Annotated in this window: 20 protein-coding genes, 1 tRNA gene and 1 pseudogene; 11 read left to right on the top strand and 11 right to left on the bottom strand. The window is 73.6% G+C overall.

Annotated features, from left to right (window positions below; translation table 11 throughout):
* Positions 1–87 precede the first annotated feature (87 nt).
* From ACWDR0_RS26385 to ACWDR0_RS26365, 5 genes are all read right to left on the bottom strand, one after another.
* Positions 88–960: an STM4011 family radical SAM protein gene (locus tag ACWDR0_RS26385; protein ID WP_456354255.1), complete on the bottom strand. Its 873-nt coding sequence runs from the start codon at positions 958–960 to the stop codon at positions 88–90.
* Positions 961–999: 39 nt separating this feature from the next.
* Complete coding sequence (locus ACWDR0_RS26380; RefSeq protein WP_456354254.1) at positions 1,000–2,349, bottom strand: STM4012 family radical SAM protein; 1,350 nt, start codon at positions 2,347–2,349, stop codon at positions 1,000–1,002.
* Positions 2,346–3,185, bottom strand: coding sequence for an STM4013/SEN3800 family hydrolase (locus tag ACWDR0_RS26375; RefSeq protein ID WP_456354256.1), 840 nt, complete (start codon positions 3,183–3,185; stop codon positions 2,346–2,348). The genes ACWDR0_RS26380 and ACWDR0_RS26375 overlap by 4 nt, the downstream gene beginning before the upstream one ends.
* A gap of 67 nt (positions 3,186–3,252) precedes the next feature.
* Positions 3,253–4,542 (bottom strand): STM4014 family protein, encoded by a 1,290-nt coding sequence (locus ACWDR0_RS26370; RefSeq protein ID WP_456354253.1) that lies wholly within the window; start codon positions 4,540–4,542, stop codon positions 3,253–3,255.
* A 4-nt stretch (positions 4,543–4,546) separates the two neighbouring features.
* Complete coding sequence (locus ACWDR0_RS26365) at positions 4,547–5,506, bottom strand: STM4015 family protein (protein ID WP_456354252.1); 960 nt, start codon at positions 5,504–5,506, stop codon at positions 4,547–4,549.
* 240 nt (positions 5,507–5,746) lie between these two features.
* Here ACWDR0_RS26365 and ACWDR0_RS26360 point away from each other — a divergent pair, with 240 nt between their 5' ends.
* The 3 genes from ACWDR0_RS26360 (at position 5,747) to ACWDR0_RS26350 (ending at position 7,977) form a co-directional block, all read left to right on the top strand.
* Positions 5,747–6,244: a hypothetical protein gene (locus tag ACWDR0_RS26360; protein ID WP_456354251.1), complete on the top strand. Its 498-nt coding sequence runs from the start codon at positions 5,747–5,749 to the stop codon at positions 6,242–6,244.
* A gap of 111 nt (positions 6,245–6,355) precedes the next feature.
* Complete coding sequence (locus ACWDR0_RS26355) at positions 6,356–6,682, top strand: hypothetical protein (protein WP_456354250.1); 327 nt, start codon at positions 6,356–6,358, stop codon at positions 6,680–6,682.
* A 158-nt stretch (positions 6,683–6,840) separates the two neighbouring features.
* Positions 6,841–7,977, top strand: a complete 1,137-nt coding sequence (locus tag ACWDR0_RS26350) for a DUF6745 domain-containing protein (protein WP_456354249.1) — start codon at positions 6,841–6,843, stop codon at positions 7,975–7,977.
* Between the two features lie 106 nt (positions 7,978–8,083).
* On the opposite strand, the gene ACWDR0_RS26345 is transcribed toward ACWDR0_RS26350, so the two are convergent.
* The 5 genes and pseudogenes from ACWDR0_RS26345 to ACWDR0_RS26325 all read right to left on the bottom strand — a co-directional run bounded on the left by ACWDR0_RS26345 (position 8,084) and on the right by ACWDR0_RS26325 (position 12,482).
* Positions 8,084–8,716 (bottom strand): TetR/AcrR family transcriptional regulator, encoded by a 633-nt coding sequence (locus tag ACWDR0_RS26345; RefSeq protein WP_456354248.1) that lies wholly within the window; start codon positions 8,714–8,716, stop codon positions 8,084–8,086.
* Positions 8,713–9,420 (bottom strand): DUF4166 domain-containing protein, encoded by a 708-nt coding sequence (locus tag ACWDR0_RS26340; RefSeq protein ID WP_456354247.1) that lies wholly within the window; start codon positions 9,418–9,420, stop codon positions 8,713–8,715. Before ACWDR0_RS26340 ends, ACWDR0_RS26345 begins: the two co-directional genes overlap by 4 nt.
* 7 nt (positions 9,421–9,427) lie before the next feature.
* Positions 9,428–10,111: pseudogene (locus ACWDR0_RS26335) on the bottom strand (hypothetical protein); the annotation flags it as partial.
* A gap of 153 nt (positions 10,112–10,264) precedes the next feature.
* A complete protein-coding gene (locus tag ACWDR0_RS26330; protein WP_456354246.1) occupies positions 10,265–10,885 on the bottom strand; it encodes a TetR family transcriptional regulator C-terminal domain-containing protein in 621 nt (206 codons plus the stop codon).
* A 406-nt stretch (positions 10,886–11,291) separates the two neighbouring features.
* Entirely contained in the window at positions 11,292–12,482 is a 1,191-nt protein-coding gene (locus ACWDR0_RS26325; protein ID WP_456354245.1) for a Glu/Leu/Phe/Val dehydrogenase dimerization domain-containing protein, read from the bottom strand.
* A gap of 584 nt (positions 12,483–13,066) precedes the next feature.
* On the opposite strand from ACWDR0_RS26325, the gene ACWDR0_RS26320 reads away from it, so the two are divergent.
* From ACWDR0_RS26320 to ACWDR0_RS26285, 8 genes are all read left to right on the top strand, one after another.
* On the top strand, positions 13,067–14,302 hold the full coding sequence (locus tag ACWDR0_RS26320) for an MBL fold metallo-hydrolase (protein WP_456354244.1): 1,236 nt from the start codon (positions 13,067–13,069) through the stop codon (positions 14,300–14,302).
* Positions 14,303–15,058: 756 nt separating this feature from the next.
* A complete protein-coding gene (locus tag ACWDR0_RS26315; protein WP_456354243.1) occupies positions 15,059–16,990 on the top strand; it encodes an ATP-binding protein in 1,932 nt (643 codons plus the stop codon).
* A 7-nt stretch (positions 16,991–16,997) separates the two neighbouring features.
* Positions 16,998–17,432, top strand: a complete 435-nt coding sequence (locus ACWDR0_RS26310) for a roadblock/LC7 domain-containing protein (RefSeq protein ID WP_146483355.1) — start codon at positions 16,998–17,000, stop codon at positions 17,430–17,432.
* Between the two features lie 5 nt (positions 17,433–17,437).
* Positions 17,438–17,809, top strand: a complete 372-nt coding sequence (locus ACWDR0_RS26305) for a DUF742 domain-containing protein (protein WP_456354242.1) — start codon at positions 17,438–17,440, stop codon at positions 17,807–17,809.
* Entirely contained in the window at positions 17,787–18,473 is a 687-nt protein-coding gene (locus tag ACWDR0_RS26300; RefSeq protein WP_456354241.1) for a GTP-binding protein, read from the top strand. The genes ACWDR0_RS26305 and ACWDR0_RS26300 overlap by 23 nt, the downstream gene beginning before the upstream one ends.
* Entirely contained in the window at positions 18,470–19,054 is a 585-nt protein-coding gene (locus ACWDR0_RS26295; protein ID WP_456354240.1) for a GAF domain-containing protein, read from the top strand. The genes ACWDR0_RS26300 and ACWDR0_RS26295 overlap by 4 nt, the downstream gene beginning before the upstream one ends.
* A 42-nt stretch (positions 19,055–19,096) precedes the next feature.
* Positions 19,097–19,465, top strand: a complete 369-nt coding sequence (locus ACWDR0_RS26290) for an MmcQ/YjbR family DNA-binding protein (protein ID WP_456354239.1) — start codon at positions 19,097–19,099, stop codon at positions 19,463–19,465.
* Positions 19,466–19,601: 136 nt separating this feature from the next.
* Positions 19,602–19,675, top strand: a tRNA-Pro gene (locus tag ACWDR0_RS26285).
* Between the two features lie 31 nt (positions 19,676–19,706).
* On the opposite strand, the gene ACWDR0_RS26280 is transcribed toward ACWDR0_RS26285, so the two are convergent.
* On the bottom strand, positions 19,707–20,633 hold the full coding sequence (locus ACWDR0_RS26280) for a tyrosine-type recombinase/integrase (protein ID WP_456354238.1): 927 nt from the start codon (positions 20,631–20,633) through the stop codon (positions 19,707–19,709).
* Positions 20,634–21,641 lie beyond the last annotated feature (1,008 nt).

Raw genomic sequence — 21,641 nt, 5'->3', positions numbered from 1 at the left:
AGCCGGGCCGCGGTGCCGACGTCCGCCGCCTCCTGCTCGCTCCGGGATTCCCAGGTGCCCTGGGCCCCGGCGGTCAGGGCCCGGCGGTCAGGGCCGGGCCGGGCCCGTGCCGAGCACCCCGGGCGCCGGTATCCGCTCCAGCACCCCGCCCGCGAAGACGTCGTACAGCGGCAGCGATTCGAGGTGGACGTATCCGATGTGGCAGTCGCAGACCGCCAGCGGACAGGCCCGGGGGCGCAGCGCGGAACGGTAGGAGCCGTCGTAGAGGTTGCCGAGCGGCGCCGGGACGAAATGGCAGCGGCGGACCGTGCCGTCACCGTCCACGGAGACCACCGACTCGCCGGTGCGGCAGGGCAGTCCGGCCGAGGGGTGCGGTCGGCGGCTGTAGGGGAACAGCGGGTCGATCGCGGTCCATCCGGCGGCCTCGGCGTCGGTGTAGGTGTGCCCCTCCGCCGCGTTCACCCAGAGATAGACGTGCTCCGGCAGCGCGGCGCGCAGCCGCAGGGCGGGCTCCCGGTGCTCCGGCAGCCCGACGATCCCGACGCTGAACCGGATCCCCCGGTCCGCCAGCTCGCCCGCTTTGCCGAGGAACCGGTCGTACGGTGTCTGGCCCGGGTGGTAGGTGCACCACAGCGCCACCTTCGCCGGGTCGGCCTCGGCCAGCCAGTCGGTGCGGCAGCTCAGATTGGTCTGCATGGCCACCCGTCGCACCTGGGGCAGCCGGGAGAGGTCCACCAGGGCCCGCCGGTACCAGGAGCGGACCAGGCCCTCGCCCCAGGGGGTGAAGAGCACCGAAAGCCGGTCGTCCGCCTGGTCGGTCACCCATCCGCAGAAACGTTCCAGCGCGGTCCGGTCGGCCCGCAGTGTCTCCGGATTGTCCCGCCGTTTGGCAAAGGGGCAGTAGGGACAGTCGTAGTCGCAGGAGGCCAGCGGCCCCCGGTAGAGCAGGGTCAGATCCACGGTCCAGGGTCTTTCTTCCGGAAAGAGAGGCCGGAAGCCTCACTTCGGCTCGTACGCCGCCATCCGGGCGCGCACGGCGGGGGAGAACAGCTCGGGGCCCAGCGCGTCCGAGTGGGCGAGCCCCTCCGGGCCCAGCCTCAGCAGACCGGCGGGCGCACCCCGGTCCAGCCAGCCCAGTGCGGCGAACCGCGCCAGCTCGGGGGCGAAGTCGTCCCCGGGCTCGGTCCCGAAGCGCTCCCGGTACTCCTCCGTCGCCAGCCCCCGGGCCTGGAGCAGGGACTGCAGCAGATGCCGCCGCCGGGCCTCGTCCCCGGCCACGGCGAAGCCGACCTCGGCATGCCCGAAGTCCTCGGTGCGCGTGTAGTCGTCGATGATGCCCCGGACCTCGGCGGCGCCCACCGCGTAGTCGAACGAGTAGTGCAGCCGGGAGGTGTACGAGCGGGCGCCGCAGCCCAGGCCGATCATGCCGTCCGTCTGGCAGGCGTAGTCCTCCGGGCCGCGCTCCTCGCCCGCCCCCGGGGCGTCCGTACGGCGGAACATCCGCATCGACACCTGCTCGTAGCCCCGGTCCAGCAGATGGTCCCGGCCCTGGCGGTAGAGCGCGAGCCGCCGCTCGTCCCACTCCCGCTCGCTCTCCCGGACCCGCCGGTCGAGACCGGTCAGCGGCCGGACGTACAGCGGATAGAGATACAGCTCCTCCGGGCGCCAGTCGAGCGCGGCGTCCAGGGAGTACCGCCAGCTCTGCGCGGTCTGGCCGCCGATGCCGTAGATCAGGTCGATGTTGAGGACCGGGACGCCGCTCTCCCTGATCCGGCCGAGGGCCGCCGCCACGTCGGCCGCCCGCTGGGGCCGCACGGCCGCCTTCGCCTCCTCGGCGACAAAGCTCTGCACCCCGATGCTGAGCCGGGTGGCGCCGCGGGCCGCGAGTACCGCCAGCCGGTCGGCGGTGGCCGTCGACGGCGAGGTCTCCACGGAGAGCGGCACGGCCGTCAGATCCGCGCCCATCCGCTTCTCGGCGATGTCGCAGAGCCGCTCCAGCTCACCGGCGGTCAGATAGGTGGGGGTCCCACCGCCGAAGGCCGCCGCCGCGAACCGCACCGGCTCCCCGTCGCCCAGCGCGTCCCGCACCGCCGTGGCCTGGCGGTCCAGGGCATCGAGATAGCGGGTCGTCAGTTCTCCGGGCGCGCCGATCCGGGTGAACAGATTGCAGAAGCCGCAGCGCACTTCGCAGAACGGTATGTGCAGATAGAGCGAGAGCGCGTCCTTGCGCTCGCCCGCCCACAGGGAGCGCAGCGCCGGGCGGCGGTCGCCGAGCGGCCGGTAGGCCGTCTTGTGCGGGTAGGCGTACACATAGCTCTGGTACGGGCGCGGGGCCGGCGGGGTGGTCATACGGCGGCCTCCGGCCGGACACCGGGCGCCCCGGCCGGCGGGTCGAGGAAGAAGTGGGCGTACGGCACCGTCCAGACGGCCTCGTGGCCCAGGCGGTGGCCGGTGTAGCCGTCGTCGCCGTAGGTGGTGCCGTGGTCGGAGCAGACGATCGTGAAGCAGCGGCGGCGGCTCGCGGCGGCCGCGAACAGCCGGCCGATCCGGCGGTCGATGTACTCCAGGGCGGCGGCGTGGCTGGCGCGGGAGTCGCCCGCTTCCCGGGTCGCGCCCGGCAGATGGAACCAGTTGGGCTGGTGCAGGGACGGGACGTTCACGAAGAGGAAGAGCCGCTGTTCGCGCGGCAGCCCGGCGACGATCTCCTCGACCCGATCGACCTGGGACGCGAAGGAGGTGGGCGAGGCCACCCCGAACTCGGGTTCCCAGTGGCTCTCCTGGAACATCCCCGGCAGTACGGAGCCCAGCGGCCCCTGCCGGTTGAAGAAGCCGACCCCGCCCACGCACACCGTGCGGTACCCGGCGGCGGCCAGCCCCGACACCAGATCCGGGGTGTCGAACACCCAGGTGCGGCCCGCGGTCGTCTCGCTGCCCGCGAACCGGGCGGCGAAGAGCCGCGGATGGGGCCCCGGGGACGCCGGGGTCGGCAGGAACCCGGCGAACATTGCCTGGTGGGAGGCGTAGGTGAAGCTGCCGGGGGCATGCCGCCGCTCCCAGGCGCCGCCGGGCAGATGCCGGGCCAGATGCGGGATGCGCCCGGCCGCCGCCAGCTCCTGGGCGACGTCGTACCGCAGGGTGTCCAGGGTGACGAAGAGCAGATCGTCCCGGCCGACGACCGCGTTCATATCCGGTTCCACGGCGGTTTCCGGGGCCGGGGGACGGCCGCCCGGCGGGCGGATCCCGGTGAGGGTGTCAGAGGTGGGCACGTTCTTTTCCTGCTCTCGGTGCGGTGTTCGGTGGTGCGGTGCCGGGCCGCGGCGCGGTCTCCGGCGAGGGGCCGGACGGCCCGGTGTGCGGCGGCGTGCCGCCCGGAGAGGCGGTGCGCGGCGGGGTACCGGGGCTTCTGCCGGCCCCGGCCCGCCGCCGGATCGCCGCGATCTGCGCCCCGTAGGTGTCGAGTCCGGCGGCCGGGCCGTCCGGCAGTCCGCTCAGTCCGGGCAGCAGATCACCGAAGGCGTTGACCTCGCCGACGGCGAAGCCCTGCCAGTTGCGGAGCGGCAGCAGGTCGACACCGACCCGCAGCGCTCCCGGGAAGCATGCCGCGGCCCGTTCGCAGATCTCCAGCGCCTCGGCCCAGTCGCCCCCGGCGCGGCCGATGGCCGCCCGGGCGGCGGCGAGATCGCCGCGGGCGCCGCCGAGATGGAGATTGGTCATGGGGGAGCGGCTGGTGCGCACGACGGCATGGGTGGCCCGGCCGTCCGTGACGACGACCCGCAGATCGGCCCGGCGGCCGTCCTGGGACGCCTTCGGCAGCCACCGTTCGATATGCAGCCCGTCGGGCGCGAGGGCGTCGACGACGGCGGCGACCTCGGCCTCCCGCGTATAGCGGCGGACCCGCAGGGAGTTGAAGAGCCTGCCGTGCGCGTCGCGCTCCACCGATGTCGTCGCCTGCACCCGGCCGCCGCCCGCCGTCTCGACGGCGAGCACCCCCGAGGCCGACGAGCCGTGGGCGAGCTTGACGAACATCCGGGCCAGCCCGGCGTCCCGGGCCAGCGCCCGGACGTCGTCCCAGCCCCGGACGGGCGGGGCCAGGGGGCCCGAAGTCGGCGAATCGGGCACCGGCACCCCCGCCTCCCGGAGCGCTCCGTGACAGAGCCGCTTGTCGAACAGGACGGCCGGCAGGCCGGGGTCGTCCAGCGCGGTCGCCCCGGCCGCCGAGGCCGCGGCCGACACCTCGCGGACCGCGGCGACGAACCGCGCGTACCAGCGGCCGCTGCCCTCCACCCGGGTCGGGTCGCCGCCGCCGCGCAGGAACGCGTCGGCGGTCGGGTCCTCGCCGGGGGACTCGATGCGCACCCACTCGCCGGGGCGGAACTCCGCCCGGCCGTGGAGGGCGTCGCGCCACGGGACCACCCGGACCGGGGGGAGCCCGGCGGACCGGGCCGCCTCCCGGAAGAGGGCCACCCGCCGGCCCTCCGGACCGCCGACCACGGCGATCCGGGGTTCCCCGGGCGGTACGGCGGCGGACGTCGTCGCGGTCATGGCGTCATTCGCCCACGGAGACGTAGCGGTTGTCCCAGTCGCGGTCCTGATCCCACTCGTCGAACAGGCTCTCGCTGAGGTTCAGATCGACCCCGGCGGCCCCGATCGTGGCGCGCAGCCGCTCCTCCATGGCCTCCGTCAGATAGTGGTGGGAGAGGTCGAGCTTCTTGAGGTGGGTCAGCGGCTGTCCCTCCAGCAGGGCCTGGGCGCCCTCGTCGCTGAGGGTGCCCATGGAGAGGTCGAGGACCTCCAGCCGGGCGACCACGGGCGCACCGGCGAGGGCCTCGGCCACCGCGTCCTGGATCTCGCTGTTGTGCAGTGCCAGATGGCGCAGCTTCGGCAGCCGGGCGCCGGTGAGGAACGGCTCCAGGTCCGCCGGCTGGGACGTCGCCCCGTACTCGGAGGTGCCCAGCCAGATGTCGAGGACCTCCAGCGCGGGGAAGTCGGACGCGGCGAGGTTCCGTACCACCTCGGCGCCGAGCCCGCCGGTCTCGACGGTCAGGGAGCGCAGGCGCTCGTGGCGGACCTGCTCCAGCCGCAGCCCCTGGCCGCCGCGGACGCCGAACTCCTCCAGCTGCGGGAAGTTCTCCAGTAGTTCGGTGACCGAGCCCTGGATGATCCACGAGATCTCGCACTCGTCGGACGAGATGTCGCCGAAGAACAGCGAGCGCAGTGCGGGGAACCGGTCGGCGGCGTCGACCAGCGCCTTGACGATCGGTTCGGGGGAGGTTTCGTACGTCTCCTGCCAGGCGCCGACGACGAACGCCCGGATCCCGGTGGTGTCGACCTGGGCCAGGAAGTCGGCGAACTCGTCCTCCCAGGGCACCTCGCTGTCGTAGCTGTCGACCGCGATCCGCCAGGCGACCGCTCCGGCCTCGGGCAGCGCCTCCGGCTTCTTCTCCCTCGTGCCCTTGGCGGGGAAGTCGAAGACGGGCAGGCCGAACAACTCCTGCAAATCGCTCATGGAAGAACTCCAGACACCGAGGGTGGTCGATCAGCTGATCGGTTCGATGGGCAGAAGTTGTACCAAGGCCCACTGACAACTCGCACTTCCGGGGTGCCCCGGAGCTGCCGTGCTCCCGCCCGTCCGGCCGCCGCACGGTCGGCTCGTTGCGCACCCTGGCCCCGCCCGTATCTGCCGGGACCTGCGGCGTTAATGTATTGAACGCGTTCAAAAATTGGCGCAGGGGCAGGGGGTACGGGGATGAGAAGCAGGACCATGTACATGGTGGCCGTGGCGGCGTTGCTGGCCCTGGTGTCCGTCGGCTGCGAGGAGGGCATCGAGCGGGCGCCGATCGACACCCGGGGCCTCACCGGAGACTGGGCCAACGAGGCGGGTACCCGTTTCGCATTCCGGGCCGACGGCACGGCCACCGGGACCGGGCTGCACGGAAGTCTGCCACGGGGCACGGCCTGCCCCGATACCTGGAACGGGGCCTGGGCGTTTCTGGGCCTGGAGGTCGGCGAGGGCGAGGAGCCGCCGGAGAACCCGGACGGCAGCCTGGCCGCGGGCGATGTCCTCGACCTCACGGCGTCCGGCGCCGGGGCGGAGTGCTCGGCGCAGATGAGCGTCGGACGGGACGAGAAGGGATTCGGCCTCTGTCTGGTCGAGGACCCCGGAGTCCCGTGCACGGGCCGTGAACTCCTCCGCGGTGCCGGGCAGTCCGCCACCGGGCGCCCGGCTCCGGACTCCCGTCCGTGAAAGGCCAGTTCGGAGCCGGTGCCGGGGCCGTATCCCGGGTCGTTGTCAGACCCTCCCCTTAGCGTCTTCACCAGTTCGGCGCACTCGGCGCCGGGCGTCGAGGGGAGAGCTATGTACCGCCAGGGAGACGTGCTGATCGTGCCCGTCACCGAAGAGAGCGTCCCGCCGCACATCGACGGCGCCCCGGACGTGGCCCGCGACCCGCGCGGCCGGCTGGTGCTCGCGCTGGGCGAGGTCACCGGCCATGCCCATGCGGTGCTCGGCGCCGGGCGCCTGGTGCGGGAGCCGGGCCCCTTCGGCCCCCTGGTGCTGCACCTGCCCAAGGGCGGCAAGGTGGTGCACGAGGAGCACGCCGCCATCGACCTCCCGCGCGGCTGGTACCGGGTCGTGCGCCAGCGCGAGTATCTGCCGGGCGCGGTCCGTATCGTCGCGGACTGACCGCGCGACCGCACCGGATGCCCTACGGCGAACGGTCCCGCCGCTTCCGGACCGGCACAGCAGCACCGGCGCAACAGCACTCGCACACCGCACCACTGGTACAGCGGAAAGACGACAAGCCCGGGCCGGCACCGGGGGACAAGGGGACGGGGAATCCGATGCAGAAGTTCGCCGATGTCGAGCAGACCGAGCACACCGAAAGCGCCGAGCGCACCGGGAGCGCCGGGGAGGCGGGGAACACGGGAGGCGCCGACACCGTCGCCAAGTGGCGGGCCGTCGCGGCGGCCACCGGCGCCGCGGACCGGGCCGCCGCCGAGGAGGCCGTCCGGCTGGCCTACCGCGGCGCCGGACTGCCCGAGCCGGAGCGGATCGTCTGGGCCGGATCGCCGCTCGCCGCGGTCGGCCTGCTGCGTGACCTCGGAGCGGAGAAGGGCGCCTCCGTCCGCGACCGGGTGCGCACCAAGCCGTGGGCCGACGAGCGCCGCCGGGTCCACGACGCCCTGGGCCCCGGCGGCTGGATGGAACTCTGGAGCAACACCGGCGCCCGGCTCTGGGACACCACCCGCTCGCTCGCCGACCGGATCCGCGCCGGGATACTCGACCGGCTGGCCGAAGCCGCCGGCATCGACGAGGCTTCCGAGGACGGTCCGGCGGAGCGGCTCGCCCTCGAAACCGAGACCCGGCAGGTCCTCCTCGACGCCGTGCTCGGCCAGCACGACGCCGCCTGGCTCGCCGCCTTCGACAGACGGAGCGAGCGCCTCGAACCGCTGGCCCGGATCGCGGCCGCGGCCGGCTGGTGGTGGCCGTACGAGAAGGCCGTGGTGATCTGCGAGCGCCCCACCGAACTCCACCGCGACGAGGCCGGACGCCTCGACCACGGCGCCGGACCGGCCCTCCGCTTCCCCGACGGATTCGCCCTCTACGCCTGGCGCGGGATGCCGGTGCCCGCCGCGTTCCTCGACGAGCTGTCGTCCCTCACCCCCCTGCGGATCCGGACCGAGGAGAACGCCGAACTGCGCCGGGTGATGCTGGAGTTCTACGGCTACGAGCGCTATCTCGCCGAGGTCGGCGCCCGGCCCATGGACCAGGACGAGGCCGGCAAACTCTGGCGGATCCCGATGACCGGCGACGAGGACGTGGTGATGGTCGAGGTGGTCAACTCCACCCCGGAGCCCGACGGCACGTACCGCACGTACTGGCTGCGCGTCCCCCCGTCGACCACCACCGCGAAGGAGGGCGTCGCCTGGACGTTCGGCCTGGACGAGAAGGAGTACACCCCGCTGCGCCAGACCTGAGCGGGGAGCGGGCCGCGGCAGAACCGCGGCGGCCCCTGCGGAGGCACAGCTCCGGACGGGGACGGACCCGCCGTCCGCCGGGGGCCGGGCCGCCCGCCCGGCGGGCTCAGCCGGTGGTGTGCCGTCTGAGCCGGTGCCGGACCGCCCGCTGGCCCAGCGGCCCCAGTCCGTCGAGCACGGCGGCCAGCTCGGCGAGCCGCTCCAGCGCTTCGAGGGCCTGCTCCGCCCCTTCCGGATCGACGCCCTCGTACAGTTCCAGGCCGACGAAGGAGGCCGAGACGGCCCGGGCGAGGCCCGCGGGGTCGGCGAACTCCGCCAGGGGAGTGTCCGCCAGCACCCGGACGAGCACGGCCTCTATCTCGGTGATCCACAGCTCCAGCCCGGCCGCGGTCGCGGGCCCCAGCCGGGGCTGGGTCTGGGCCCCCGCGAGCAGTTGGGCCAGTGCGGCGACACTGCCCTCGGCGCGCTCCTCCCGGTGCATCTCCCGCCCGAATGCCAGCAGTTCGGCGAGGGTGGAGACCGCCGCGAGCCGTTCCCGGTAGTGGTCGACACGCTGCCGGGCGCCGTGGCGGCAGGCCTCGGCCAGCAGTTCGTCGACCGAGCCGAAGTGGTAGAAGACCAGCGCCTGATTGACCCCCGCCGTGGTGGCGATCGCCCGGGCCGACGCCTTGGCGATGCCCTGCTCCCGGAGTGTACGCAGGGCGCCGTCCAGCAGCTTCAGCCTGGTCTCCTGGCTCACGCCCGTATCTCCTCGCGTACCGGGCGCAGCCCGGCGCGCACCCCGCACGAGCCTACGTCGTGGTACGAGACGGTGAACGTCCCCTCGTACCCGAACAGCGGCCCGAAGCGGCGGTTGGTCACCCGGACCCGTATCCGGAAGCGGCCCGTGGTCTCGTCGTACGCCTCCCGTACCTCCGCGTCCCCGCCGATCAGCTCCGGGACCCGGACGTCGACGGGCCCCTCCCGGAAGCGGTGGATCCCCGAGCGGATCAGCAGCGAGCCGTCGGGTTCGGCGGTCGGGTGGAGTTCGCTGGCCAGATGCTGGTGGGTGCCCAGATAGTCGACGATGCGGTCGCCGCCCGGGCCGAGGACCATGGTCGCGTCGAACCGCCGCGGCCCGCCGGGAAAGGCGAAGGTCCGGACGAAGGTGACGGTCTCCCGCCCGAAGGAGTCCCGGTAGGGCACGTTCTCAATGGTGAAGGGGATCGCCCGGCCGGTGCGGGGCAGCAGGACGTTCCGGGTGGCTCCGAGGGCGAGGAACGGCCTCAGCAACGGGGCGGCGAGAAACGGCCCGCCGTGCCAGACCCGGTCCATCACCCCGCGCCCCGTACAGGCCTCCCCGCCCGCCAGCCCGACGGAGAACCGGCGCCGCAACTGCGGGTGCAGCCGGTCGAATCCGTCGCCCATGACGGTGCGGAACAGCGAGGCGGGCGCGGGCGTCATCGGTGTGCTCCAGGGCGGTGAGCAGGGTCGGGGTACGGGCCGGTGAGGGCGGGGTGCGCAGACAGCGCCGGGCCGCCGGAGTGCCGGGCAGAGGCGGCAGCAGCAGTACGGCCGCGATCGCGGCCGGTACCGCGACGGGGCCGGCCGCCAGGGCCGCGACCACGACGGCCAGCAGCCGGACAACGGTTTCGGCGACCGCCCGCAGCAGCGCGCGCTCGGGACGGATGCCCCGTTCGCACCAGAGCCTGAGCCGGTCGAAGGACCATGCGGTGGCCCATCCCATCAGCGGCCGGACGACCAGCCGGTCGGCCGTCCCGCCGAGTGGACCGCTGCGGGGCCGGTAGTCGTATCCGGTCAGAAAGCGGATGCCGCCGGGGACGGGTACATAGCGCCAGTAGCCGCTGCCCTCCCGGATCGGCGAAAGCGGATGGGACGAGGCGAAGCGCAGCGCCGACACCCGCCCGCCGTCCGGCCGGTGCCGTTCGCCCGCGCTCACCCCGACCCCGGCCACCGTGAGGAACGGCAGCACCCGGGTGGCGTACCGGAACCTCCGGGGTTCGTGCGGGGCGGCCGGCAGACAGTCGATCTCGGTGAAGCGCGCGTCCCAGCGGCAGTGCAGGTCCGGATCCTGCGTGCGGTCCCACAGGGTGTCCATATCGGTGCGGATGAGCGTCTCTATATAGAGGCCCATGGCCGTTCCCCCTCGTCGCGGCGAGTTTTGAGCGACTGCTCAAGTCGACGGTACCGAGTTTTGAGCAGTCGCTCAAGCGAGGGTGCGGCTATCGATAGTGCAAGGTCATGGGCATGACAAAAATGCGCACGGCCGCGAGGGAGCGGAACCGGTTCAGCGAAGGGCGGCGGTCAGTTCCGCCCGGGCCAGGCCCAGTTCGCGGGCGAGTGCCTCGTCGGTCCACTCCAGCATGGCGGCGCGGGACAGGGATCCGGCGTACGAGGTCATCTGGACGGCCAGTCCGTCCAGAAACGCCGTCAGCCGCCAGGCGGCCGCGGCCGGGTCGGGGCAGGGGAACTCCCCGCGGGCCGCGCCTTCCGCGATGACCTCGGTGAGCGCGGCCTTCCATTGCTGGTCGAGATCGCGGGCCACCTCGCGCAGCGCGGGCTCGCGCAGCGAGGCCGCCCAGCCCTCGATCCAGAGTTTCCAGCCCTTGGCGGATCCGGTCGGGGCGTACCAGCGGACCGCGGCGCGCAGCCTCCGTACCGCGGAGGTCCGCCGGCCCAGCAGTCGGCGCAGATGGGCCAGATCGGCGTCGGCGGCATGTGCGAACGCGGCCGCGACCAACTGCTCCTTGGTGGAGAAGTGGTAGAGCACCAGGGCGTTGCTGACTCCCAGGGACGCGGCGACATCGGCGATCCGGACGTTCGCGACACCGCGCCGCTGGATCTGCTCGACGGCGGCGCCGAGGAGTTCTTCCCGCCTCTGTGCCACGCTCAACCGGACTCTTGCCACGGTTCTCACCCTACACAGCGGATTCCGTCGTCGACCGGGGGCGGAGGGACCGCGTCCGCCGGCCCCGCGGCCCGGGCCGACCGGTGGCCGAACGGACGTGGCACGACCGGGAAGCCCGGCCTCCGGCCCCCTGGTCCGGCCCCCGTCGGCCCCGGTCCGGTCTCCGCCGCGGCGACCGGACCGGACGCCGCCGTTCCCGCCCCGCGCCCGGACCGGGGTCGCCGTCGCCGTTCGCCCCGGCGCGCCGGTTCAACCCCGGCCCCGTTCATGCAGTGTTCGTGGCGGTTCAACCGCGGCCCGGTTCGTGTCCGGTTCGTGCCGGGCCGTACGGCTGCCCGGTTCGTGCCCGGCCCGTACGACTGCCCGGCACCGGCCCGCCCCGCCCGCCACCCGCCCCGCCCGCCTCTCAGCTCCGGTCGGCGAACCGCTCCGCGATCACCGGCAGCCGTTCGGCGACGATCGCGTGCGCCGCCGCGCGCGGTGTGGTGCCGTCGGCCTCCGCCCGGGCGAGCATCGCCTCCACCAGCGCCCGCATCGAGCGGCGCAGATGCGCGAACGCCTCGTCCGCGTCGGCCCCGATGTCCCCGAACAGGGTCCACCACCACCAGGCGTTCGTACCGGAGTTGACCACCACGTCGGGCAGCACGGTCACCCCGCGCCGGGCCAGTACCGCCTCCGCCTCCGGCAGGACCGGCATATTGGCGGCCTCGACCACCCAGCGCGCGCCGATCCGGGCCGCGTCGGCGGTGTCGATCGCATAGGAGACGGCGGCCGGAACCAGAACCTCCGCCGGCTCCGACAGCCAGGCGTCGCCCGGCAGTTCGCGGTCGCCGGGGCGCAGCGCGGAGCGGTCGACCGTGCCGTAGGCGTCCCGGGCCGCCAGCAGCGCCTCGACATCCAGTCCGCCGGGACAGGCGATGGTGCCCTTCAGATCCGCCACCGCGACGATCCGCAGGCCCGCGCGGGCCAGGAAGCGGGCCGTGGCCCCGCCCATCGTGCCCAGCCCCTGGAGGGAGACCCGGGTGCCCCGGTACGGCACCCCCGCCCGGTCGAGGGCGGCGAGGACCGACTCCGCCACTCCGCAGCCCCCGGCCAGCTCGTCGAGCCCGATGCCGTCGACCTCCACGGCGAAGGCGTCCGCGAGCCGCCGCCGCGCCGCCGCCTCGTCGTCCAGCAGGCCGTAGACGGCCTGCACCGACGAGACCAGACCGGCCTCGCGCACCGCCCTGTCGACGGTGTCCTGGGTCAGGCCGAGGTCCTCTCCGGTGGCCCACACCGTCTCCAGATACGGGCGGACCGCCCGCAGGAAGCGGACCAGCACGCCGTACGCCTCCGGATCGCGGGGGTCGCAGTCCAGGCCGCCCTTCGCCCCGCCGAGGGGGAGGTACTTCCCCGCGGGGCCGTCCGGGTCGTAGTGCAGGGCCTCCTTCATGGTCATCCCGCGGGCCAGCCCCGTCACCTCCGCCAGGGTGCAGCCCGGCCGCATCCGCAGCCCGCCGCTGGCCACGCCCCGGACCAGCCGGTCGACGACAAGATGCCCCTGCCGGCCCGTGACCGGGTCGGTCCAGGTGAGCGAGAGCAGAGGGTGGTCGTTCATGGCGGGCTCCAGGAAGCGGGCCGCGGCCGCCGCCGGCCCCCGGGGCGACCGGCGTGCGGTCCCCGGCGGATCGGTCGGGCGGCCCCCGATCCCGCCGGGCCCGGCGGTCCTGCCGCTCCGCAGGAGCCGCCGGGGTCCGTCCGGTCCGTACGCCCCGGCACGGCCGCCGGGGCCGGACGCCGGGCCGCGCGTCCCGGGAGGGACCCGTGGGACGGGCCCGCCGCACGGGCGGCGCGAAGCAGGGGCACCGGGTGGCCGCACAGACACCCGGCTGAATCACCGTTCAGTATCGGAAGCCGCTCCACCCGCTGTCAATGTGATCGTCAATCCGCCGTTGGAGTGGTGTGCCAGCGTATGGAAGCGCGGAACGGGCATGCGGCGGGCGGGGTATCGGCGCCGGTCACCGGCTCATGGGGCGCGGTCAGGAACATCCGTGCCGGCGCCGGCGTTGACCGGGCACGGCGGAACGGGACCCGGGGGCGTCACCCTTCCGTGCCTCGGCAGGGCGCCCGTGCGGGCGATTCCGCCTCCGCACCGCCGTACCCCGCGCACATAATGAGAAGACCCCGACACCAGGAGGTGCCGTGACCGGAGCCGGTTCACCCCGCACACTGCGATCCCGGCTGCGCGCCCTGCGCCCCGAGCCGTTCGGCGCCGACCCCTCCGGAGCCCGGCTGGAGCGGATCCGGCGCTCGCCGAACTTCGAGGACGGGTCGTTCCGGAATCCGGTGGGCGCCAGGACCAGGCCCTCCGGGGCGTCGATGGCGGAGTTCGCCAAGATCTACTTCCATAAGGAGTCCCGGGTCCGCAGATCCCCCGCCGGGCCCGTGCCGGTCCATCCCGGCACCGCCGCCGACCTGGCGAAGCCCCCCGCGACCGGCCTCCGCCTCACCTGGATGGGGCACTCCACCGTCCTTGCCGAGCTGGACGGCCGCCGGGTCCTCTTCGACCCGGTCTGGGGCGAGCGCTGCTCCCCCTTCTCCTTCGCCGGGCCGAAGCGGCTGCACCCCGCGCCGCTGCCCCTGGAGGCGCTCGGTCCGGTCGACGCCGTGGTGATCTCCCACGACCACTACGACCATCTCGACCTGCCCACCGTCAAGGCGCTCACCTCGGCGGACACGGTCTTCGCGGTCCCGCTGGGCGTCGGCGCCCATCTGGAGCGCTGGGGAGTTCCCGCCGCCCGGCTCCGGGAACTCGACTGGCACGAGTCCGCGGACATCGCCGGACTGCGGTTCACCGCCACGCCCGCCCGCCACTTCTGCGGCCGCGGCCTGCGCAACCAGCAGCACACGCTCTGGGCGTCCTGGGTGGTCGCCGGTGCCGAACACCGCGTCTACCACAGCGGCGACACCGGCTATTTCCCCGGCTTCCGCGAGATCGGCGCCGCGTACGGCCCCTTCGACGCCACCATGATCCAGATCGGTGCTTACAGCGATTACTGGCCCGATATCCATATGACACCGGACGAGGGCATGCGGGCCCATCTCGATCTCCAGCAGGGCGAGCCCGCCGGGGTGATGCTCCCCATCCACTGGGGCACCTTCAATCTGGCCCCGCACCCCTGGGCGGAGCCCGGCGAGGGCACCGTCGCCGCGGCCGCCCGCAGTGGCGCCCGGCTCGCCCTCCCGGTCCCCGGCCGCCCCTTCGAACCGACCGCCGGGGACGCCCCGGACGCGCCCTGGTGGCGCGCGGTGGCCGCCGCACCGGCAGGTGGCTGGGACGCCCCGGCCGCCACCGCGGAGCGCCCGGCCACCGCACCGGCCGGCACGGACGGGCCGCAGCCCGGCACGGACGACCGGAAGGTCGCCCCCTCGGCCTGACCCGGGGCCGTCCCCGGGGCGCCGCCGGGACCAGTGGGCCTTCCGCGCCCGCGGGTGCGTGGCGCGCCGATGGGCGCGCACCGGGAGCGCCCGGGTAGCGGAGGCTGTCCGTCGGCAGGCCACCGCGCCCGCCGCGGGCTCCGCGCCCACCGTACGGCCGTCGCGTCGCAGAGCGCGGAGCAGCGGCACCGGTCCGGGCGGCCCGGGTGACCCGGCCGACCTCCTGGCGGGCCGCCGCCCCACCGCCTCCCGGCTCCGGGCCGGCCGCGCGCCGTATGCCCGCGGCACTCCGCCTTGCCACGGGCCCGGCGGCACGGGCGCCGGACACCGGCCCCTCCCGGACCGCCACCGAACACCGGGCTGCCGCCGGACACCGGCCCCTCCCGGACCGCCACCGAACACCGGGCTGCCGCCGGACACCGGCCCCTCCCGGACCGCCACCGAACACCGCCCCCGGCGGCACCGGCGCCGCACACCGCCCCCCGGCGCCGAACACCTACCCTCCACCCTCCCCCCCAGCGGAATCGTGCTGGGGTGCGACCCCTCATACCAGAGCGGGACCTACGGCGGGCAAGTTCGGCAACTGCCGGACACGCCCGACCCCGTCGCGACTACCGTGTGTTGCCGGTGATCAACAACGTGTGGCATCTCGGAGGCCGTGAAACGCCGTGAGCCGACCAGCGGGACCCGGTCACCGCGCCCATCACCCGGGACACGGCATGCCGAGGTCCGGGGAACGACGCACCGAGGACACGGATGTCTCAACAACGCCCACCCGCCCCCCGGACCGGCGGCCGTGACAGCGGCGGACGGCACGGCAGGCAGGCCGCCGCCCGGCCCGGGCCGCGGCCGGACGGGCCCCGGCCGGCGCGTTCCCGCCCCCCGCACCGCCCTGCGCACCACCCCCCGGACCAGGAACACCACTACGGCCGGGACCAGCGGATCCGTCCGCAACTGCTGCGCACGACGGTCCTCCCGACGCTCGCCGCCGCGCTGAGCGGCGCCACCGCCGTGGCGTTCACCGTCCAGACCACCGGCGCCCACCCCTCCACCGCGCTCTGGACCGCTCTGGCCACCTCCGCGGTACTGGCCATGGCGTCCGTCGCGGCCGCCGCCATCGGTGCCGACCGGCTGGCGACCACCGTGCTGTCCCGGGCCGCCGCCCTGCGCCGCGCCGCCGAGCGCGACCAGGCCGATCTGGCCGCCGCCGTCGAGGGAATCCGCCGGGGCGAGCGCCCGGCGCCGCCCCGCCCGCCCGCCCCCGTACCCCCCGACGGAGACGAGTTCGACCTGCTCTCCCGGGAGCTGGGCAGACTGCGGGAGGGTGCCGTCGCCGCCGTCGTCCAGGCCTCCCGGCTCTCCACCAGCGTCGGGAACGAACAGAAGGTCGAGGTCTTCGTCAATCTGGCCCGGCGGCTCCAGTCGCTGGTCCACCGGGAGATCCAGCTCCTCGACGATCTGGAGAACGAGGTCGAGGACCCCGAACTCCTCAAGGGCCTCTTCCACGTCGACCACCTCGCCACCCGTATCCGCCGCCACGCCGAGAACCTCGCCGTGCTCGGCGGCGCCGTCTCCCGCCGCCAGTGGTCCCATCCCGTCACCATGACGGAGGTGCTGCGGTCCGCCATCGCGGAAGTCGAGCAGTACCCCCGCGTCAAACTCGTCCCACCGATCGACGGCACGCTCCGGGGCCACGCCGTCGCCGACGTCATCCACCTCCTCGCCGAGCTGGTCGAGAACGCCACCCTGTTCTCCGCCCCCCACACCCAGGTGCTGCTGCGCGCCCAGTACGTCACGGCGGGGCTCGCGGTCGAGGTGGAGGACCGCGGTCTCGGCATGCCCGGCGACGAACAGGCCAGAATGAACGCCCTCCTCGCCGACCCCGACCAGGTGAACGTCGCGCACCTCCTCCAGGACGGGCGCATCGGGCTGTTCGTCGTCTCCGCCCTGGCCCGCCGGCACGGGATCGCCGTACGGCTCCAGAACAACATCTACGGCGGTGTGCAGGCGGTTCTCGTCCTGCCGCGGGGTCTCCTCGGCACCGACCCGGAGGGACTCCGGGCGGGCGGCGGTATCGCCCCGTCCCCGTCGGGGCGCACCCGCCGGGCCCGTACCCGCTTCGACGGACCGCCGCCGCCCGTGACCACGGCCGCCGTGCCGGTACCGGCCGGCGAGACCGGACCCGCACTCCGCCCGGCCACGCCCCCCGCACCCCGTATGCCGGGCATTCCGGGTGTTCCGGGCCCGCTCCCGGTACGCACCGAGAACCCCGGCCGCCGCAACCCGGCCGGGGCCGCGCTGACCGGCACCGTCCCCCGCCCCGCCGACACCTTCCCCGACCAGGACTTCCCCCGCTACGAACCGGTCTACGAACCCCGGCACGCCGCCCCGGCCCCGTCCGGGGAACCCGAGCGCCCCAGCCTGCCCCGGCGGCGCGTCCAGGAGCACATCGTTCCGCAACTGCGCACGCCACCGCCGCCCCGGCGGCCCGACGAGAACGCCGTCCACGACCCCGGGCTGATGGCCGCCTTCCAGCGCGGCATCACCCTCGCCGAGGCCGCGGAGGCCGAACACGACCAGGAGCGGCTGCACACGCCGCTGCCGCACCACGAAACCCCGACCGCCTCGCACGCCCCCCCGACCGCGCCCGGCGATCCGCGGCGCAACGACACCACCACCAAGGAGTAGATACTCGATGGCGAGCGACGTGCCGAACGGCCCCGTGCCGGATCTCGACTGGCTGCTCAGCGGCCTCGTCCAGCGCGTGCCGTACACCCGGAACGCGGTCCTGCTCTCCTCCGACGGACTCGTGAAGTCGGTCCACGGCCTCGACCAGGACGCCGCCGACCATATGGCGGCCCTCGCCTCGGGCCTCTACTCCCTGGGCCGCAGCGCCGGAGCCCGCTTCGGCGACGGGGGAGAGGTCCGCCAGGTGGTCGTGGAGCTGGACTCCACCCTGCTCTTCGTCTCCACCGCCGGATCCGGTACCTGCCTGGCGGTCCTCGCGGGCCGCGAGGCCGATGCCGCCGTGCTCGGCTACGAGATGGCGATGCTGGTCAAGAGCGTACGGCCGTATCTCGTCACCCCGGCCCGGCAGCAGGCCGGAGCCGTCGGCGCGCCGGGGCACTGAGGCCGGTGCCGCTCCCCCTCGACCGCCCGCTGCTCGACGACGCGGCGGGCAAGCTGATCCGCCCGTACACCGTCAGCGGCGGGCGGACCCGCCCCACGGCCGCACTCGACCTGCTCAGCCTGGTCCTGGTCACCGGCGCCGCCCCGGCCGGCCAGCCGGGCCCCGAACACCTCCAGGCGCTCGCCCTCTGCCGGGGGCCGCTCACGGTCGCCGAACTCTCGGCCCATCTGAAGCTGCCCGTCGCCGTCACCAAGGTCCTCGTCTCCGACCTGGTCGACGGGGGAGCGGTCACCGTGCGGCCGCCGCATCACCACGACCACCCCACCGACCGTTCTCTGCTGGAGGCAGTGCTCGATGGCCTACGACGACGGCTGTGAACCGGACGGCCCAAGGGAAGAGGCCGCCCCGCCGAGCCGCTACGACCCGCCCCCGGGCGGCCCGCCCCCCACCGGCCGCGATCCGTTCCCCACCGCGCTGAAGATCCTGATCGCGGGCGGTTTCGGGGTCGGCAAGACCACCTTCGTGGGCGCGGTCAGCGAGATCGACCCCCTGAGCACGGAGGAACTGCTCAGCCAGGCCGGGGTCACCACCGACCACCTCGACGGCATCGAGTCCAAGACCACCACCACCGTCGCCATGGACTTCGGCCGGATCACCCTCGACGACCGCCATGTGCTCTACCTCTTCGGCACCCCCGGCCAGGAGCGGTTCTGGTTCATGTGGGACGAGCTGTCGGAGGGCGCCCTCGGCGCGGTCGTCCTCGCCGACACCCGCCGTCTGGAGGACTCCTTCTCCGCCGTCGACTTCTTCGAGGCCCGCGGCATCGGCTTCGCCGTCGCCGTCAACGAATTCGACGGCGCCTACCGCTACGACCCCGAGGAGGTGCGCGCCGCCATGGATCTCAAGCCCGATGTGCCGATCGTGCCGTGCGACGCCCGGATCGCCAGCTCAGGCATCGGGACCCTGGTCACCCTGGTCCAGTACCTGCTCATCACCGCCGCCGTTCCGGCCCGTGCGACGACCCGGGGAGTGACGTCGTGATCTACGACCCGACCAGCAGCCTGCTGCTCACACCCGTCGACCGCGAGGCCCCGGAACGGACCCGGCGACTGCGCACCCTCGGCCTCGGGGACCGCCCGGACGCGGGCTTCGACGCCTTTGCCCGCCAGCTGGCCGGGGTGTTCGCCGCCCCGTACTCCATCGTGAATTTCATCGACGAGAACCGTCAGTTCTTCGCCGGACTGCACACCCCCGCGGACACCCATCGCGGCAGCGATCTGACGGCGACGGCCGCGGCCGCCGCGGGCTCGTCCGGCGGCGTGGGCCGGGTCATGGCCCGCGACCGGGGCTACTGCCCCCATGTGGTGGTCCGCCGCAAGGCACTCGTCCTGGAGGACGTCTGCGACTACCCCCGGTTCGCCGGCAACCCGGTGGTCGACGAGATCGGCGTCCGCTCCTATCTGGGCGCCCCGCTGATCGACCGCACCGGGATGGCGCTCGGCACCGTCTGCGTCGTCGACACCGAGCCCCGGCCCTGGGGGCGGGTCGGGCTGGAGAACATCAAGGCCATGGCGGGCGAGCTGGTCGAAGAGATCCACCGCCGCGAGGACGGCCTGCTCTGACGTGCGGCCGCGGATGTCGGTGCCGCGCCGTACCGTCGTGCCATGGCCACTGCCGACGACGTACGCCGTATCGCGCTCTCCCTGCCCGGCGCCCTGGAGAAGCTCGCCTGGGGCATGCCGACCTTCCGGCTCGCGGACCGCGGCCGGATCTTCGCCTCCCTGGACGACGACGACCGGACGATGGGGGTGAAGTGCCCCAGGGACGAGCGGGCGGAGCTGATCGCCGCCGAGCCGGAGAAGTTCTTCCTCCGCCCCGGCCACGACGACAACTACGCCTGGCTGCGGGTCCGCCTGGCCGCCCTGGACGACGACACCGAGCTGTACGCGATCCTCCTGGACTCCTGGCGCCAGGCCGCCCCCCGCTCCCTCCTCACCGCCCACCCCGACCTGGCCACCCCACCCACCCCCTGACCCCGCGCCGCCACGCACGGTGACACCCCCCTCCCGCTCCGCCACGACCCGAAAGCCGTTCGTGACCACGCCTCGGAGTGCGGTATTGTTCTCATGCGCGTTCGGCACAGGGGGAAACCCCAGGTCAGACGGGCAACGGGACGTGGCGCAGCTTGGTAGCGCACTTGACTGGGGGTCAAGGGGTCGCAGGTTCAAATCCTGTCGTCCCGACTTGTGTTTTCGCAGGTCGGAGGTCGTTCTCTCATCCATGAGAGGGCGGCCTTTCATGCGTCTGAGGGCCGTGGTGGTCGCAGTGTGGTCGCACGCCCGTCCGGGGCCGGTTCGCCAGGGTGCTGGTGGCGGATCGGGCGTGGGCGTGGAGCCGATTGAGGGCTTCGCGGAGGCGGTGGAGGTGGTCGCGTGGTGGTCGCAGCCACGCAGGCTGGTCCGTACGGACAGTCGTCTGCTGGGCGCCGCTGAGGACGTGGTCGATGGTGTCGACGGCCTGGTGCGCGGCTTGTTGGGTGAGGTGGCTGTAGAGGTTCGCGGCCGTCGACAGGGTGGAGTGCCGCAGCGTCTTGGAGACCACGGTGAGGGGAACGCCGGCGGTGATGGTGATGGTGGCGGCGAGGTGCCGCAGGTCGTGGACCGTGACCCGGGGGACGCCAGCTTCCTCGGACAGTCGGTGGAGGCGGTCGAGCACCAGGTGCGGCCCGAGCGGGCGGCCGTCGGGCCGGCAGAAGACCAGCCCCGCGAACGGCTCGTTGGGGTCGCCGCGGAGACTTGGAGCGGATCGTGCGCGGCGGCGGAGGGCGGTGGCGACGCGGGGTGAGATGGCGATCCAGCCTCTGCTCGATCGGGTCTTCGGCGTGGTGATGACGAGGCGATTGTTGTCGATGGCGGAGAGCGTGCGGCGGATGTAGAGCATGCCCTGGTCGAGGTGGACGTCGTTCCAGTGCAGACCGAGGGCCTCGCCCTTGCGTATGCCGGTGCCGATGAGCACTTCGAACAGGTCGGCCATCTCCGGGTCGGCCCGATGGCAGTAGGTGAGGAAGCGGGCAGCCTCTTGCGCCGTCCAAATCTGCCGCTCCGGCGACGGCGGCCGGCGCAGGACCGGGGGACAGGCCGCGTTGTGAGAGAGGCGGTGCTGGCGGACGGCGTCGCCGAGGGCGCTGGAGAGGGTGGCCATGCACCGGTAGAGGGTGGTGCGGCCGCGGCCGGCGGCGAGCTGGCCGGTGACGAAGGCCGAGATGTGGCGGTGTGCGAGCTGGTCGAGCTGAACGCGGGGACGAGATCATTGCGGACGTAGTCGCGGTACCGGGCCATCGTTGTCGGCTTCAGCACGAGCGCCTTCGCTGCAAGCCATGCGTTCAGGTAGGTGGCGACGGTCTGGTTCGGGTCCGCGTCGAATCCGCCGGCTTCACCCTCGAGGAACCGCCGCAGGGCCTCTTCGGCCGAGTCCTGGCTGGTGAAGCCGCCCCGGCGCACCGTCGTCCGACGGTGGCTTGGGTTGGGGATGTCTACGGCGAAGCCCCAGGTCCCGTGGGTGCTGTCGGCGAGTAGATGAGGGCAGCGGGCACCTACTTGGTGACACTGGGTGTCCCGGCAGCCACAACGACGGTAGACGCGGCCTCGGCCGGTGCTGGTACGCATGGTGATCGCCTCCAGGGGGCGGAGGAAGCCCTGGCATCCTCAGCGTGCGACCACGCGCGACCACCACGCCTGTCGGAGAGGTAGTGACCAGCGGTTTTCCCTTGCATGGGCGCCAAGGGTCCCGCGGACGCTCAGCAGATTTTGGTCTGCTTGTGGTAAATGGATCCAACCCTCTGGCCAGCAGGAATGCTCATTCCGACCGCAACCGGCCGGATCTTGGCCCGCGTATGGTCCGGATCATGGTTCTGTGATGCGGCAGTGGCCGGGTGGAAGTGCAGGGTCCGCCGCGTACTCCAGATGTGAGTCATGTGGTTCAAGACAGGTGCGGGCCAGAGGCTGCCCGGAGCACGGGGTTGCAGCGAATTCCGGGCCCGGACGTCTTTGCGTTACCGGGTGCCGGGGGCAGAGGACCCGGGGCGGCCCGGGAATGCAATGCCGCGGTCACCGCACGGCTGCAGGGAGGCTCCTTGGACTCGGGGACCGGTGCGCCCGGTCCCCGAGTCCACCGATCGCAGGGCCTTCGCCGGCAACGTCGCGTACACCC

Source organism: Streptomyces sp. NPDC003691, from assembly GCF_053981115.1.
The sequence above is the reverse complement of the archived record's forward strand: the minus strand, read 5'-3'. Positions and strand labels throughout refer to the sequence as shown.

What these genes read in the sequence shown, in the direction of transcription:
- ACWDR0_RS26380 (WP_456354254.1), bottom strand. Translation starts at nt 2,349, where the DNA reads ATGACCACCCCGCCGGCCCCGCGCCCGTACCAGAGCTATGTGTACGCC.
- ACWDR0_RS26375 (WP_456354256.1), bottom strand. Translation starts at nt 3,185, where the DNA reads ATGAACGCGGTCGTCGGCCGGGACGATCTGCTCTTCGTCACCCTGGAC.
- ACWDR0_RS26370 (WP_456354253.1), bottom strand. Translation starts at nt 4,542, where the DNA reads ATGACCGCGACGACGTCCGCCGCCGTACCGCCCGGGGAACCCCGGATC.
- ACWDR0_RS26365 (WP_456354252.1), bottom strand. Translation starts at nt 5,506, where the DNA reads ATGAGCGATTTGCAGGAGTTGTTCGGCCTGCCCGTCTTCGACTTCCCC.
- ACWDR0_RS26360 (WP_456354251.1), top strand. Translation starts at nt 5,747, where the DNA reads ATGAGAAGCAGGACCATGTACATGGTGGCCGTGGCGGCGTTGCTGGCC.
- ACWDR0_RS26355 (WP_456354250.1), top strand. Translation starts at nt 6,356, where the DNA reads ATGTACCGCCAGGGAGACGTGCTGATCGTGCCCGTCACCGAAGAGAGC.
- ACWDR0_RS26350 (WP_456354249.1), top strand. Translation starts at nt 6,841, where the DNA reads ATGCAGAAGTTCGCCGATGTCGAGCAGACCGAGCACACCGAAAGCGCC.
- ACWDR0_RS26340 (WP_456354247.1), bottom strand. Translation starts at nt 9,420, where the DNA reads ATGACGCCCGCGCCCGCCTCGCTGTTCCGCACCGTCATGGGCGACGGA.
- ACWDR0_RS26325 (WP_456354245.1), bottom strand. Translation starts at nt 12,482, where the DNA reads ATGAACGACCACCCTCTGCTCTCGCTCACCTGGACCGACCCGGTCACG.
- ACWDR0_RS26315 (WP_456354243.1), top strand. Translation starts at nt 15,059, where the DNA reads ATGTCTCAACAACGCCCACCCGCCCCCCGGACCGGCGGCCGTGACAGC.
- ACWDR0_RS26310 (WP_146483355.1), top strand. Translation starts at nt 16,998, where the DNA reads ATGGCGAGCGACGTGCCGAACGGCCCCGTGCCGGATCTCGACTGGCTG.
- ACWDR0_RS26300 (WP_456354241.1), top strand. Translation starts at nt 17,787, where the DNA reads ATGGCCTACGACGACGGCTGTGAACCGGACGGCCCAAGGGAAGAGGCC.
- ACWDR0_RS26290 (WP_456354239.1), top strand. Translation starts at nt 19,097, where the DNA reads ATGGCCACTGCCGACGACGTACGCCGTATCGCGCTCTCCCTGCCCGGC.
- ACWDR0_RS26280 (WP_456354238.1), bottom strand. Translation starts at nt 20,633, where the DNA reads ATGGCCACCCTCTCCAGCGCCCTCGGCGACGCCGTCCGCCAGCACCGC.